13 protein-coding genes are annotated in these 14697 nt (G+C 41.2%); 6 read left to right on the plus strand and 7 right to left on the minus strand.

All coding sequences use genetic code 11. From position 1 onward, the window contains the following. The first annotated feature begins 472 nt into the window (after positions 1 to 472). From miaB to lnt, 5 genes are all read left to right on the plus strand, one after another. A complete protein-coding gene (gene miaB / locus PZ638_RS15460; RefSeq protein WP_096864953.1) occupies positions 473 to 1903 on the plus strand; it encodes a tRNA (N6-isopentenyl adenosine(37)-C2)-methylthiotransferase MiaB in 1431 nt (476 codons plus the stop codon). Positions 1904 to 1942: 39 nt separating this feature from the next. After that, complete coding sequence (locus tag PZ638_RS15465; protein ID WP_004908988.1) at positions 1943 to 2995, plus strand: PhoH family protein; 1053 nt, start codon at positions 1943 to 1945, stop codon at positions 2993 to 2995. After that, entirely contained in the window at positions 2996 to 3463 is a 468-nt protein-coding gene (gene ybeY / locus PZ638_RS15470) for an rRNA maturation RNase YbeY (protein WP_004256989.1), read from the plus strand. Positions 3464 to 4078: 615 nt separating this feature from the next. Continuing rightward, positions 4079 to 4963, plus strand: a complete 885-nt coding sequence (corC, locus tag PZ638_RS15475) for a CNNM family magnesium/cobalt transport protein CorC (RefSeq protein ID WP_036958175.1) — start codon at positions 4079 to 4081, stop codon at positions 4961 to 4963. Continuing rightward, complete coding sequence (lnt, locus tag PZ638_RS15480) at positions 4963 to 6492, plus strand: apolipoprotein N-acyltransferase (protein WP_094961809.1); 1530 nt, start codon at positions 4963 to 4965, stop codon at positions 6490 to 6492. The genes corC and lnt overlap by 1 nt, the downstream gene beginning before the upstream one ends. A gap of 47 nt (positions 6493 to 6539) precedes the next feature. On the opposite strand, the gene PZ638_RS15485 is transcribed toward lnt, so the two are convergent. Together PZ638_RS15485 and PZ638_RS15490 are read right to left on the minus strand one after the other, a co-directional pair. After that, on the minus strand, positions 6540 to 7463 hold the full coding sequence (locus PZ638_RS15485; RefSeq protein ID WP_094961808.1) for a diacylglycerol kinase catalytic domain-containing protein: 924 nt from the start codon (positions 7461 to 7463) through the stop codon (positions 6540 to 6542). Next, positions 7463 to 8482: an SPFH domain-containing protein gene (locus PZ638_RS15490; RefSeq protein WP_004257001.1), complete on the minus strand. Its 1020-nt coding sequence runs from the start codon at positions 8480 to 8482 to the stop codon at positions 7463 to 7465. Before PZ638_RS15490 ends, PZ638_RS15485 begins: the two co-directional genes overlap by 1 nt. A 151-nt stretch (positions 8483 to 8633) precedes the next feature. On the opposite strand from PZ638_RS15490, the gene PZ638_RS15495 reads away from it, so the two are divergent. After that, the gene (locus tag PZ638_RS15495) at positions 8634 to 9347 is read left to right on the plus strand and encodes an NUDIX hydrolase (protein ID WP_164455891.1); all 714 of its coding nucleotides are present in this window, start codon (positions 8634 to 8636) and stop codon (positions 9345 to 9347) included. A gap of 48 nt (positions 9348 to 9395) precedes the next feature. Here the strand turns inward: PZ638_RS15495 and PZ638_RS15500 are convergent, their stop codons facing one another. The 5 genes from PZ638_RS15500 to PZ638_RS15520 all read right to left on the minus strand — a co-directional run bounded on the left by PZ638_RS15500 (position 9396) and on the right by PZ638_RS15520 (position 14098). Beyond that, positions 9396 to 9923, minus strand: coding sequence for a hypothetical protein (locus tag PZ638_RS15500; protein WP_004257009.1), 528 nt, complete (start codon positions 9921 to 9923; stop codon positions 9396 to 9398). Positions 9924 to 10033: 110 nt separating this feature from the next. Beyond that, positions 10034 to 10534, minus strand: coding sequence for a redoxin domain-containing protein (locus tag PZ638_RS15505; RefSeq protein WP_096864956.1), 501 nt, complete (start codon positions 10532 to 10534; stop codon positions 10034 to 10036). 304 nt (positions 10535 to 10838) lie between these two features. Continuing rightward, positions 10839 to 11570, minus strand: coding sequence for a DsbA family protein (locus PZ638_RS15510; protein WP_110591314.1), 732 nt, complete (start codon positions 11568 to 11570; stop codon positions 10839 to 10841). After that, positions 11567 to 13639, minus strand: coding sequence for a protein-disulfide reductase DsbD family protein (locus PZ638_RS15515; RefSeq protein ID WP_272674768.1), 2073 nt, complete (start codon positions 13637 to 13639; stop codon positions 11567 to 11569). The genes PZ638_RS15510 and PZ638_RS15515 overlap by 4 nt, the downstream gene beginning before the upstream one ends. A 48-nt stretch (positions 13640 to 13687) precedes the next feature. Continuing rightward, entirely contained in the window at positions 13688 to 14098 is a 411-nt protein-coding gene (locus tag PZ638_RS15520) for a metal resistance protein (protein WP_094961801.1), read from the minus strand. Positions 14099 to 14697: the final 599 nt, after the last annotated feature.

The raw sequence follows: 14697 nt of genomic DNA on the forward strand, positions 1-14697 counted from the left end.
CTACTATTTACTGTTTAATAAAGGTTACTGTTTAATAAAGGTTATTGTTTGATAACAGTGACCACGTTGATAAAGGTATTGTACCGAAAAATGAGGGTTCTCACAGGAAATATAGGCATTGAAGTCTTAGAGGTCATTCATTCCTCCACCTTAATAACCTTACAAATAGTATATTTTGCTGAAAACACTTTGATTTGCACAAAAAACAACCACAATTTTACAACATCCTCTGGTCACTGATGCCGCAAATGAATACAATACGTGCTAATTTTAAAACAATAGGCAAATTGCCTGCCCTTAGATTTCGTGTAGTGATATCATTTTAATTATCTTTGCATTTATCCCATCATACAATGATGTCCTTAATCAAAATGCATGCGAGTTCCCAAAAATATAAAGGGTAGGACTTTGGATTTACAACGCGTTTCGGAGTCCATTACACTAGCCGCTTCGAAAACACCGGATATACGACATGTCGACGAATAAAAAGCTATATATTAAAACTTGGGGTTGCCAAATGAATGAGTATGACTCATCCAAAATGGTTTCTTTATTAGAAAATACCCATGGTTATCAACTCACTGAAGTTGCAGAAGAAGCAGACTTATTACTGCTTAATACCTGTTCCATTCGTGAAAAAGCACAAGAAAAAGTCTTCCATCAGCTTGGTCGTTGGAAGTTTTTTAAAGATAAAAACCCTGACATCATCATTGGTGTAGGCGGCTGTGTTGCTTCGCAAGAAGGGGATTTTATTCGCCAACGTGCGCCAAGCGTTGACATCGTTTTCGGCCCGCAAACTTTGCACCGTTTGCCTGAGATGATTAATCAAGTTCAAGGTACGCGTAGCCCTGTTATCGATATCAGTTTCCCTGAAATTGAAAAATTTGACCGCTTACCAGAACCTCGCGCTGAAGGCCCGACCGCATTCGTTTCCATTATGGAAGGCTGTAACAAGTATTGCACTTTCTGCGTAGTGCCTTATACCCGTGGTGAAGAGGTTAGCCGCCCTTGTGATGATATTCTTTTTGAAATCGCACAGTTAGCCGCACAAGGTGTACGTGAAGTTAACTTACTGGGCCAAAACGTGAATGCATACCGTGGTGAAACCTTTGATGGTGAAATTTGCTCATTTGCAGAATTACTGCGTTTAGTCGCGGCTATTGATGGCATCGACCGTGTCCGCTTTACCACTAGCCACCCAATTGAATTTACTGACGATATCATCGAAGTTTACCGCGATACCCCTGAATTAGTCAGTTTCTTGCATCTACCCGTGCAAAGTGGCTCAGACCGCGTTCTAACAATGATGAAACGCGCTCATACCGCACTTGAATATAAAGCCATTATTCGCAAACTGCGTGAAGCACGCCCTGGTATTCTAATCAGTTCAGACTTTATCGTGGGCTTCCCCGGTGAAACAACCGAAGACTTCGAAAAAACCATGAAACTGATTGCAGACGTGAACTTTGACATGAGCTACAGCTTTGTCTATTCCGCGCGTCCAGGCACCCCAGCTGCGGATTTACCTGATGATGTAACCGAAGATGAGAAAAAACAGCGTCTATACTTACTGCAACAGCGTATTAATCAGCAAGCATTAAGCTTCAGCCGCCAAATGGTGGGAACCGTTCAACGTATCTTAGTTGAAGGAACATCGCGTAAAAACGTCATGGAGCTGTCTGGACGTACTGAAAATAACCGTGTTGTGAACTTTGAAGGCACACCGGATATGATCGGTAAATTTGTGGATGTCGAAATTGTGGATGTTTATACCAACTCATTGCGCGGTAAAGTCATTCGTACAGAAGATCAAATGGGTCTTCGCGTTCATGAATCACCAGAGTCTGTTATTGCACGTACTCGTAAAGAAGATGAGCTAGGTGTTGGCAGCTTTCAACCCTAAGCCACAACCATAGGATATTCAGTGACCGAGACAAAAAATTTGCAAATCGCAACACAAGAAATCTTTCTAGAACCCGCAGATAACCAGCGTTTAATGAGCCTCTGCGGGCCATTTGACGATAATATCAAGCAGCTAGAACGCCGCCTTGCTATCGAAATTAATCGCCGCGATAACCGTTTTAAGTTATCGGGTAAGCCGCTGAATGTTCAAGCGGCGAGCAAAATTTTACGTCAACTGTATGTCGATACCGCGCCTGTGCGCGGTGTTATCCCTGATATCGACCCTGAAAATATTCACTTAGCCATTCTGGATAGCCGTGTTTTAGAGCAATCTGCCGATAGCGTTCCTGACTACGGTAAAGCGGTGAATATTAAGACTAAACGTGGTGTGATCAAACCACGCACTCCAAATCAAGCGCAATATATCGCCAATATTTTAGACCATGATATTACATTTGGCATTGGCCCTGCAGGAACTGGGAAAACCTATTTAGCGGTAGCCGCGGCGGTAGATGCGTTAGAGCGCCAAGAGGTTCGCCGTATTTTGCTAACCCGTCCTGCGGTTGAAGCAGGTGAGAAACTTGGTTTTTTACCTGGGGATCTCAGCCAAAAAGTCGACCCTTATCTACGCCCACTTTATGATGCGCTATTCGAAATGTTAGGCTTTGAAAAAGTTGAAAAGCTGATTGAGCGTAATGTTATCGAAGTCGCACCGCTGGCCTATATGCGTGGCCGTACCTTGAATGATGCTTTTATTATTTTAGATGAGAGCCAAAACACCACCATCGAACAGATGAAGATGTTTTTAACTCGTATTGGTTTTAATTCCAAAGCGGTTGTGACGGGTGATATTACTCAGGTTGACTTACCTCGCGGGAGTAAATCAGGGTTACGTCATGCCATTGAAGTGCTTTCCGAAGTCGATGATTTAAGCTTCAATTTCTTCCACAGTGAAGACGTAGTTCGCCATCCAGTCGTTGCAAAAGTTGTCATGGCTTATGAGGCTTGGGAAGAACAAGACAATAAACGTCGCCAGCAGTTACGTGAAGAAAAAGAACAACAAAAGCAATTTGAAAAGCAGGAAAATCTATAAATGAGTGACATTATTCTCGATTTACAAATTGCGTGTGAAAACCCTAATGGCTTGCCTTCGGAAGCCGAGTTTCAGCGTTGGTTAGCGGCTGTTTTGCCTAAATTTCAAGCACTAAGTGAAGTCACTATTCGGGTAGTTGATGAACAGGAAAGCCATCACTTAAATTTAACCTATCGCGGCAAAGACAAACCGACTAACGTGTTGTCATTCCCCTTTGAGGCTCCACCAGAAATTGAACTGCCTTTGCTTGGTGATTTAATTATTTGCCGCCAAGTCGTTGAGCAAGAAGCTATTGACCAACAAAAAACAGCAGAAGAGCACTGGGCTCATATGGTCGTTCATGGTTGCCTTCATCTTTTAGGCTATGATCATATTGAAGATGATGAAGCGGAAGAAATGGAAGGTTTAGAAACTGAAATTCTGGCTGAGTTGGGCTATGAAGACCCATATCTTGCAGAAAAAGAGTGACCTAACTATAATTTTTTGAGATATCTTTGTCAAAGAAAGTATTATTTTACAAAAAATTGACGGTTATTTTGCAGATAAACCGTCAATTTTGTGCTAAAAAAGAATGTAGTAAACTGTTTTTATTAACTAACCTAAGCTCCAAATACTTTGACTTGGGCTACTTTTGGTACCAAGTGCGGCCAACAACGCTGCGGTTCGAGATACGACGAGTGAATACTCTAAATAATTCGAATTGCAGCTAGGCGGCCAGCGAGGATATCTCGATGAGCATACATTAGTATGTGATTCGAGTAGCCGAGTGCAGCCAACAACGCTGCGGTTCGAGATACGACGAGTAAATACTCTAAATAATTCGAATTGCAGCTAGGCGGCCAGTGAGGATATCTCGATGAGCATACATAAGTATGTGATTCGAGTAGCCGAGTGCAGCCAACAACGCTGCGGTTCGAGATACGACGAGTAAATACTCTAAATAATTCGAATTGCAGCTAGGCGGCCAGTGAGGATATCTCGATGAGCATACATAAGTATGTGATTCGAGTAGCCGAGTGCAGCCAACAACGCTGCGGTTCGAAGTATGACGAGTATTTTTTGAGGAAAAAAAAATTAACCGCCATGAGCGACGATAACTCTTCGAGTAGCGATAACCCTGGTCCTAAGAAAGGGTTCTTTGCACTGTTAAATCACCTATTCCATGGTGAACCTAAAAATCGTGATGATTTGGTCGAATTAATCCGCGACTCTGAACAGAACGATTTGATCGATCCTGACACCCGCGAAATGCTTGAAGGGGTAATGGATATTGCGGATCAGCGTGTGCGCGACATTATGATCCCGCGTTCCCAAATTGTTACCTTAAAACGTAACCAAACGCTTGATGAGTGCCTTGATGTCATTATTGACTCTGCTCACTCACGCTTCCCTGTTATTAGTGAAGATAAAGACCATATCGAAGGGTTATTAATGGCAAAAGATTTACTGCCATTTATGCGTACTGACGCTGAGCCTTTTAGTATCGATAAGGTATTACGCCAAGCGGTTGTTGTCCCTGAAAGTAAGCGAGTAGACAGACTACTCAAAGAATTCCGCTCTCAACGCTACCATATGGCTATCGTTATCGATGAGTTTGGTGGTGTTTCTGGTCTAGTGACTATTGAAGATATTTTAGAGCTCATCGTGGGCGAAATTGAAGACGAATACGACGACCAAGACGATGTTGATATTCGTCAACTTAGCCGCCATTCTTATTCTGTGCGCGCCCTTACGCAGATTGAAGATTTCAATGAAGCCTTTGGGACTCATTTTAGTGACGAAGAGGTTGATACGGTCGGTGGCCTCGTTATGCAAGCCTTCGGTCATCTACCTTCTCGTGGTGAAACCATCACAATTGACAACTATCAATTTAAAGTTGCGATGGCAGATAGTCGCCGGATCCTTCTGCTTCACGTGAAAATTCCAGACGACGCGCCAGTTCCAACTTTGGAAGAAGAACAGACTTAATGAACTCAACGTCTATTTATCAAAGTCAGCGGTTGCGGTTACTGCTGGCTTTAATTTTCGGAGCCAGTGGAACGCTGGCTTTTTCGCCTTTTGACATCTGGCCTGCCGCACTTCTTTCTATCCTTTTTCTCCAATTACTGACCTTGCAGCGCACAGCCAAGCAATCTTTTGCTATCGGTTTCGCTTGGGGATTTGGCTTATTCGGTAGTGGCGTTAACTGGGTTTACGTCAGTATCGCGGATTTTGGGGGGATGCCAGGGCCTGTTAACGTCTTTATTGTCATTCTTTTGGCAGCATACCTTTCCCTTTATACAGGGCTTTTTGGGGCATTGATGGCTAAATTTGCCCCACATGCCAATATTTGGCGTTTAGTATTTCTTGCTCCTGCCCTGTGGCAAGTCACTGAGTTTTTACGTGGTTGGGTTCTCACTGGTTTCCCATGGCTGCAATTTGGCTACAGCCAAATTGATGGCCCCATGAAATCGCTCGCTCCAATATTCGGCGTCGAAATGATCACATTGCTATTATTTAGCATTAGTGGTTTGTTAGCGCTCGCTATCCTACGTCGTAGCTTTATTGCATTAGCCACAGCGGTAGTTTTACTGTTTGCCCCATTAGTTGCCAAAAATATTCAGTGGTTTACCCCGCTTGAAGACAACAAAATGCAGGTGGCATTAGTTCAAGGTAATATCCCGCAATCAATGAAATGGGAAGCCAGTTTTTTACAGAAAACCAAAGATACCTATATGGAGTTATCTCGTCCTTATATTGGTAAAGCATCGCTAATTATCTGGCCTGAATCTGCCGTACCTTCTGTTGAACTGGATAACCAAGCATGGCTAAAATCCCTCGACCGGCTGTTAGCGGCTTCGAACACTCAATTAATCACAGGGATCGTTGATGCAAGGCCAATGGATGGGGAATATGAGTTCTTTAATACGATTATTGTATTAGGGGATAAAAACCCGTATCTCTACCCATCAAAAAACCGTTATAACAAACATCATTTAGTGCCATTTGGGGAGTTTGTTCCATTAGAAGATATCCTGCGCCCTATTGCACCGTTTTTTAACTTACCGATGTCTGGATTCAGCCGTGGTGATTACCAACAAGCCCAACTCGCTGTAGGGAATATTCACCTCACTGCCGCTATTTGTTATGAAATTATCTTAGGTACACAGGTCAGAGATAATTTTAAACCTGATAGCGACTACTTACTTACTGTTTCAAATGATGCGTGGTTTGGCCAATCTATCGGCCCATGGCAGCATTTCCAAATGGCACGTATGCGTTCGTTAGAATTGGGACGCCCATTATTACGTTCCACTAATAACGGGATAACTGCAGTGATCCGTGCGGATGGTTCAATACAAGATATGCTACCACAATTTAAAACAGCAACTCTTTCCACTGAAGTCACACCGACAACAGGGCTAACCCCTTACGCACGTTGGAGTAATCATCCAATGTGGGGAATCGCCATTATGTTTGGTATTCTTGGTTTTGCTATGAATAGACGTCAAAAGTAACGATGTTGACCCCACCTCGGTACCTGTAAATGAGGTGGGGAAATTAGCTAAGCAACCAATAACCCCTGTGTGTCCGCAATCTTCACCGTCACAATACAACCTGAATTGAATTGTAAGAAATCATCTTCAATGCCATCAGAAAAAATAACGCCGTTATCTGGCATTAATGACTCAACAGCTAACGGGCTACTCGGCTCAATCGTGCCAAATACCCATCTGGTTCCTGTAGTTTTACTTAAAAACGGCTCCCTAACACTAAATTGTAATTTACTTTCCCCCCAACCAAATCCTTTTGCCAACGGGTGAGTACTTACTCCCATAATGGCCTGTGCTCCCGCTAAAATAGATTGAAACCACCCCGTTGACCCAAGTCCTGTGGATATAATTATTCCAGAAGATGATTGAAACTCTTGTTCCCCATTCCAGTTCAATAAATAGCGTGCCGAAGTGTGGCTTTTCGGGCCAATGAATAAATCGTTTACCGCTAATAGTGATTGCCCATCATTGGTTGTAGCTTGTGCAAAAGTCACTATTTTTTGCTCTATTTTTCCTTTTAAGGTATTTATCACGACTTCCTGCAATTGGCCTATTTCAAAAGGAAGTAGTTGGCCATCCCACCTTTTAGGATCAGGATTAATAGCAATAACTGGCTGTCCATTTAAGTATTTCAAGGTATTCGCCACTAAACCATCTTGGCCAATAACAACAACAATATCGTGTTTAGAAAATTGGTAACTAGGCAATAATTTTCGTTCCAATAATTGAAATCTACCCAATGATTTCAATACCGATTCGGCTTGCACTAATTGGCGCTGATATAAATCATGCTCATTTAAATAATCGCTCACTTCAACATGGTTATGCTCCAAGTAAAATTTGGCTTGAGGCCAGGTGTTAAAGCGTTCAATCAATTCCTGTAAACGCGTTTTACGCATGACTAATACAAATCGCACGTCATTATTCCTTTGCATTATTTACCTCCTTTTTTCATTAACTGGCTAAATAAATCAGGCGATATATTGAGCTCACCAATTTTTCCAGCATTTTGTGCCAATGATTCGAATGCCATCGCCATCAACTGCTCAGGTCCCATTTTAGCCAACGCTAACGCTTTTAAGTTTTCAACGGGTAATTGGCTATAAGCTTTCATTTTAGATTCAATGGAATAAGCATCTGCATCAGACTGTATACGCTGGTTTTCAACACTAAGCGCAACCAGCTCATTGCGTTTTGCCTCTGCACTTACTTGTGCAATTAACTCTTCTTGCTCTATTTCGGCTCGCTCTCGCAATATTTTTCGCTCATTATCAAGACGAGCCTCTTCAATTTGTTGTTCTTTGGCCTGAACAGATAAATCTGTTTCTAATTCAGCTTCTTTAATTGTTCGCTCTTGTTCTACAGAAAACTTACGTCTTGCATAAATGGCATCATCAGCCTCTTTCAGTATGGATTCTCTCGCTTGTGCTTCTAACGCTTTGAGCGTTTCAGGTAATGGTGCGATGGCAGAAATAGAAACATCCAAAATTTCAATTCCCAGTGACTCAATAACCGCCTGCTCTGCTAATTGCTGGTTTACCAAAATCACTAATGATTGACTAATTAGTAATGCATCTCGCAATGAAGTAGTTTGTATTTTGGCTTGAATCACTGTTTGAGCTGCTCGCACTACTCGGTCACTTAATTTAAGGGGATCTTCAGAAGAGTAGCTTTTCCCATCCTTAGATAAATTAAAATTTAAGACGTCCGCGGTTTTTTCCGGCTGCTTTACCTGAAAAGAAATTTGCCCCTGGATACGTAAACTTTGGAAATCAGACGTTTGTAAATTAAAAATAAATGGGGCTTCTTGGGCATTTAATGGAAGTGCCGCAATGGATGTTTTATCGGAGTTATACCAAAAACTGAGCCCCTTACCTTGCTTACGCACTTTCCCATTCACCGATTGAATAACAAAAGTTGATGAGTCTGCTTTGAAATATTTAAAGTTAATCATAGTGGATTCCTCATTATTGTCTTTATGACCTTAATTAATTATTGTCTTATAGACAAAAACAAGTCAAGCATTAAATGTCTTAATGACAATAACTATTTTTACCTGTATGATCTAACCCTAAACTTCATCTTTAGCGATAAGTGGTAACAATATGAATGAAAAAGAGTTTCTTGCTAGTTATGACAGAAAAGATTATTTATCGCCTTTACTCACTGTCGATGCTGTTTTGTTTACTTACCATGAAAACACGTTGAAGGTATTACTGGTTGAGCGAGCAAGTTTCCCTGAAAAAGGAAAATGGGGCTTACCGGGAGGATTTATTGATGAGCAAAATGATCAAACCTTAGAAGAGACTGTTTTACGTAAACTAAAAGAAAAAACAGGAGTTATTCCTCCTTATGTTGAGCAGCTTTGTACAGAAGGAAATCACCAACGAGATCCTCGAGGCTGGTCTGTCACTGTTTGCTATACAGCTCTAATTGCTTACCAAGCCTGCGAAGCCCATATTGATACCGTGGATTCTGTAAAATGGGTCTCTATTGATGAAATTGAACAACTGACTCTTGCGTTCGACCACCTCAAACTTTATCAACACGCGAGAGAACGCCTAAAGCAAAAATCACTCTATTCGATAGTTCCAGGTTTTGCATTACCTGACGTTTTTACCTTAGCAGAGCTACAGCATGTCCATGAAGTTTTGATTGGTAAGCCTTTGCAAAATAAATCGTTTAGGCGCCGACTCGAACAAGCTGATTTGTTAATTGATACCGGAGAGAAACGCCACGAGCGCGGCCGACCCGCTAATTTGTATCGTTTAAAACCACAATCAGCGGACTACCGTTTTATTCGTAATTTAGAATTCTAATCATTGATATGCCTGATAAATAAATATTATCAGGCGTTCTAATGAATACTATTGGCAAATCGCAGGGGTAACAATATAGGTAAAAATAAGTTTGTTAGACTTATGATAATTATGCGTAATGCCTTCAGGGAACATTTCATGCAAAATATCCATACCTGCATTTTTACCGCAGTAGTTGCGATTTAAAATCTCACGCATATTTTGCTGCCAGCTATCACCTTCCAATATATTGTCAGGGATCCCTTTGATAGTGTATTGGTAAAATAACATGCCATTTTTAGCAGTCACTTCCGTCAATAGTGTTACGTCATCAATCAGCATAGGTAATGATTCCGCCATGTCAGATAGAAAAATGCCCCGTAACATCGTTGGGTCATCATCTCCTTTTGCATTAAACGCATTGATTTTATCTTCTGTTGAATTGGCTTTTATTTCATCATAACGCTGTTCTATTTCTGAATTTTTGATTGTTCCTGATGGTTCTTTCGTGGTCGTTTTTTCTTCCACATCAGGGGAGCATCCCGTGATTAATACCGCGCCTAAAAATAATCCAACCACTTTTTTAAATATCGCCATCCCATTCACCTATTTTATTATTTATATAGCCGAATGAGTTTATCATAGTGATAAATTAAACTTATAGGCAGAAAAATCCCCTTTTTAAGCCAAAGGGGATGATAGAAAAATTAAAACGATGCCAACCACATACGCATTTTTAGGCCATAAGAGCTAGTCCAACCCGATGTAAAGCTGACTAATTCACCGTTATCAATTACCATAAATGTGGGAGTTGCGCTGACCCCAACCGCATTGGAAAGCTGACCGCTGGTATCGTTAATCACAGGAAACGTTAATTCCTTGTTTTCCATTCCCTTGATTAAGCGAGATGTTTCACCTGAACGTATCGCGACCGAAATAATTGGCATACCTGATTGGCTTAACTCTGATACCGTTGGCGAAGTCAAATTACATACCCCACACCAAGTTGCCCAAAAATACACTAGAATCGGTTTTTCTTTACTTAACTCAGCTAATGAAACGCTCTCACCATTCACTAGAGTGTGCTGCTCCAATAATACGGGCGCAAGGGTTTGTGGTTTGCGCCATAAATCCATCACCGTAAAGGCAATAAATAAAATAATTGCCAAAACAATAATTTCTTTAGACCACTTTTTTATTTTATTCATATAGTTACTTACCTATTTGTTATCAAATAGTACAAATCAAAGATGTAAGAAACCAAAACATCCACTTAAAATGAATGCTTTAGCATTTAATTAAATATTTTTTTCCTATCCTCTAATTTTAGAGTTTGGATTGTTTAATCTTTATCCTCTAATTCTAGAGTTTGGATTATTTAATCTTTATCCTCTAAATAATTCGCGTTGTGGCTAGGCGGCGAGTGAAACTAAGCCCTAGGAGCATACATAAGTATGTGACTAGGGTTAGTAAGCGAAGCCAACAACGCCACAGCACGAAGTATGACGAGGATTATTTGAGCTTAGCGAGCTGCTCCTTCACTACCGCCTCAAACTGCTGTGCATCAATAGCACCTGGGATCATTTCATCACCCACCAATGTTGCTGGGGTACCATTCACACCCAATTTTTCTGCCAATATCATATTGGTACGAATACCATCGCGGCTCTTATCACTCGCTTTTAGCTTATCGTTGCCAGTGGCTTTGAGAGCATCTTTGATATTTGCATCTGATAGCATGCCCTGTTTTTGCATAAATTTATGGTGTAAAGCTTCAAATGCTTTCGGGTCTTCTTGCCACAGTGTCATGGTTAACTGAGCTGAATCCATTGAAGTCTGGCCTTTAAATGGTAAGTATTTAATTACCACAGCCACATCATCAGGGTATTTTTTCACAAGATCCATCAGTTGTGGGTCGAAACGCTTACAGAATGGGCAGTTAAAATCAGTAAAGTTAACCAAAACTAACTTGGCATCTTTTTTACCGATACGCGGGCTGGTTGGGTCATTGAATAAAGCATCGTGCTCCGCTTTTAACGTTTCTTTCATTTGGGCTTGTTGTTTTTCCCCTTGTTTGGCTTGCAGGGCAACGATAGCTTCTTCGAGAATTTCTGGGTTTTCAACCAAAGTATCACGCACTAATTTACGCACTTGTGCTTCTTGGTCTGCACTCAAAGGTGCCGCCTGTGCTACTGATCCAATCATTAGTGACGAAAATAAAACAGCTAAAATTGTTTTTTTCATTTTGTGGCTCCTTTGGCCTGATTCATAACGGATATTAGCGATTCACGATCAAGTATCGTTGAAAGTACTTCGCCTTCGGCCAAGTTAGGGCCATAGATTTGATTAAATGGAACAGCGACCTGCCCACGTTTTTGTAAAAATGCTGTAATTTCAGGTGAAGGCTTCGTCCAATCACCACGTAAAGCAACAACATCAGGTTCACTAAGCAGCTGTTGAATATCATCTCTTAGCAATACATTGTATTTATTTGCCTTACAGGTTACGCACCATTCCGCGGTAACATCAATAAATACGCGTTTATTATCCGCTAGCGCATCAGCAATTGCCTGTTCAGTTAGCGGTTGCCAATTCACCGTATCTTTAACGAGAGAGCGGCTACCAGAGTGCTGTTCTTGCGTCATCCAAACAAATCCACCAGCAAAAACAGCGAATAATATAAATGGCAAGATAGCTGCTCTTACACCACGTTTTATCGCGATAAAGACCACTAATAACACTAAGAAAATGACAGCAATCGAGGTCGAAGTAGAGACACCAAAATGCGGAATTAATAAACTAATTAGCCATAAGCTGGAAACTAGCATCATGACTCCAAGTATTGCACGCAATTTGAGCATCCACATACCCGGTTTTGGTAACAACCTCGCAATAGCAGGAAAAGCGGCAATTAATAGCCAAGGCAAACTCATTCCGACACCTAATGCCGTGAAGATCAACCACAACTCTTCCATTGGCGCTGCCAGTGCAAAGGCCACGGCTGTGCCCAAAAATGGTGCAGAACAAGGCGTTGCCAACAATGTCGCGAGTACCCCTTGCCAGAAATGACCACTATTGCCATGACCACCTGCGGTCGCCAAGCGTGTATTAGCCTTACTGCCAAGGTTGATTTCGAATAAACCAAATAAATTTGCAGTAAATAACGCCGTTACCACCACCATAAAGCCGATAAACCACGGGTTTTGGAACTGAATACCCCAGCCAACGGCTTGCTGACCGACCCGCAGTAAGGTCATCAGTAAGGCGAGTAACCAGAAGGAAACCAAAATCCCTGAAGAAGACAGTAAAAATTGACGACGAATGGTTTTCTGCTCACCTTGCGGAACCATTAAGACTGAGCCCAGTTTCATGGCGAGTACAGGAAGAACGCATGGCATTAGATTAAGGATCAAGCCACCTAAAAGTGCAAATAACACTACTTGCCATAAAGAAGCACCGCTCACTTTTGACGCTATTGTGCCAGTAAATGTGCTAACTTGATGGCTAATTTGCTGGGAAATGTCACCATCAGAAACCACAAAAGAAATGGTTTTTCCGGTTAAATCAGGAGACTCGCCCCCCCAATCATCACCAACATCTATTGTTGCTGTTAAATGTTCTCCTGATGTTTCTATTACAGGTACGCCTAACGCCGCCCCTTCAACCACATCAGTGAAAATGTTCGGTTGTTCCCACGAGTTCCCTGTGTTTTTTTGTAATTCAATGATTAGCTTATCATTAGCAAAACCAACTTTGGTTTGCTCAACTAAACCACTTGATGGTGGAACCGCACCTTTGGCTTGGTTAAACGCCCAAGTAAAGTCAGCAGGAACAGGTTCTGTTAAATCGAGCTCAAATGGGTAATCGGTTAAAATACAAACATTACTACATGTTGATAATGTTAACGTTCCTGCCAGTTTGTCCAACTTCTCATTACTTGTTACTGTTATGGGGAAAACCACATCGCCCATATAACCTTGAGTTGAAACACCCGCGACATCAAAGCGCCCTGGTGTTGGCCATTGCCAATCCGTTGATTCAACAGGTGACGACCATACGATTTCAGGCGCTACTCCGCCTTCGCCTGGCGAGCGCCAATAGGTTTTCCACCCCTCATCAAGTTTCACATCAAGCAAAACCTCAATTTTGCCATTTTCCTGTGCTGAACTTAATAACCTGACCTGCGCATGCCGTGGAGTGTTGTCATTCATCCACCCCGTATTCGCAGGTTGCAACCACCCCGTATCTGCAGCGTATAAACTGCTCGAAAATAGTGCAAAAAATATAAAAAATGAATTAATTAAAAAACGCATTGTTTCCTCCAGAATAAATTACACAAACGAATCCCTATTCGTTGTGTGTTAATTCCGAAGATTACAAAATTGTAAGTGTCTTCTGACTCTTGGAGGGGCATGCTTCTCTTCATTATTTGCTCTAGATATAAATAGATTAGTACAAAATAAAGTTAGCGCAGCCAAAGTAAGGAACATAAAGAAGAATGGTTCAAGCACAGCAGGTAACAAAGTCATTAATGACTTGGCGCTAAGTTCACAACTAGAAAGATGTGTACTACTGCTATCACCTTGTTTTACTTGTGATTGTTCGATATAGGAAAGGTTAGCTCCAGTATTAATTTGCACTTGAGCTAAGACATCTGGCACAAAAAAATTGGCGAGCAGACGCTCTCCGACGGCGCGTTGATTCATACAAATCAATACCATCAGACAGGCGAATATCACTAATCCTTTACCTAATTTTAAATGCCTGTTCATGCGCACCTTGGTATAACTTCCTGAAATAATACTAATTATGCGACTTTGATAACCATAACGATAAAAACCAGTCTTTGATTAATACCGTTACACCGTCTATAAGTTAAATAGAGGTTACATCTTACACAGCAAAATATTCCGTACAAGTGTCATCAGCTAACTTTACAAATATTATTCTCTTCCCAATGAACAAAAATGCAGTTCCATCAAAACTAGGCACGTAAATTGCTTTATCCAATATATGACATGAAATGAAGATAGATTGCACCTTAACAGTGCGTGACTATCAGTTTAGGACAATATTAAGTGGCAAATCACCATGTTAGTGCGGTAATTCAAAAATTACCCAAATAATATGCGAGACAGCTCCCGAAATTGAAACAATTTGTTTTCATTAATTAACAAATTTAATTACTTTTTAACAACAATAAAACATATAGCGGATAATCGCGGTATTGTCTAAATCTGCGAAATATTTGCAAACACAACACTACAAAACCACAGTAATTCAGGCGTTATCTCGTGATGACCCCTTAAAATTACAACGGGTTTACACCGATGTTCTAAAGGAGTTGTAATTATGCGTATAAGTAAACTTG

The organism is Providencia hangzhouensis (genome assembly GCF_029193595.2).
GTDB classification, from domain to species: domain Bacteria; phylum Pseudomonadota; class Gammaproteobacteria; order Enterobacterales; family Enterobacteriaceae; genus Providencia; species Providencia hangzhouensis.

Excerpts from the sequence above, each read along its gene's own strand:
- miaB (WP_096864953.1), top strand. The coding sequence starts at position 473 with ATGTCGACGAATAAAAAGCTATATATTAAAACTTGGGGTTGCCAAATG.
- ybeY (WP_004256989.1), top strand. The coding sequence starts at position 2,996 with ATGAGTGACATTATTCTCGATTTACAAATTGCGTGTGAAAACCCTAAT.
- corC (WP_036958175.1), top strand. The coding sequence starts at position 4,079 with ATGAGCGACGATAACTCTTCGAGTAGCGATAACCCTGGTCCTAAGAAA.
- lnt (WP_094961809.1), top strand. The coding sequence starts at position 4,963 with ATGAACTCAACGTCTATTTATCAAAGTCAGCGGTTGCGGTTACTGCTG.
- PZ638_RS15485 (WP_094961808.1), bottom strand. The coding sequence starts at position 7,463 with ATGCAAAGGAATAATGACGTGCGATTTGTATTAGTCATGCGTAAAACG.
- PZ638_RS15490 (WP_004257001.1), bottom strand. The coding sequence starts at position 8,482 with ATGATTAACTTTAAATATTTCAAAGCAGACTCATCAACTTTTGTTATT.
- PZ638_RS15495 (WP_164455891.1), top strand. The coding sequence starts at position 8,634 with ATGAATGAAAAAGAGTTTCTTGCTAGTTATGACAGAAAAGATTATTTA.
- PZ638_RS15500 (WP_004257009.1), bottom strand. The coding sequence starts at position 9,923 with ATGGCGATATTTAAAAAAGTGGTTGGATTATTTTTAGGCGCGGTATTA.
- PZ638_RS15505 (WP_096864956.1), bottom strand. The coding sequence starts at position 10,534 with ATGAATAAAATAAAAAAGTGGTCTAAAGAAATTATTGTTTTGGCAATT.
- PZ638_RS15510 (WP_110591314.1), bottom strand. The coding sequence starts at position 11,570 with ATGAAAAAAACAATTTTAGCTGTTTTATTTTCGTCACTAATGATTGGA.
- PZ638_RS15515 (WP_272674768.1), bottom strand. The coding sequence starts at position 13,639 with ATGCGTTTTTTAATTAATTCATTTTTTATATTTTTTGCACTATTTTCG.
- PZ638_RS15520 (WP_094961801.1), bottom strand. The coding sequence starts at position 14,098 with ATGAACAGGCATTTAAAATTAGGTAAAGGATTAGTGATATTCGCCTGT.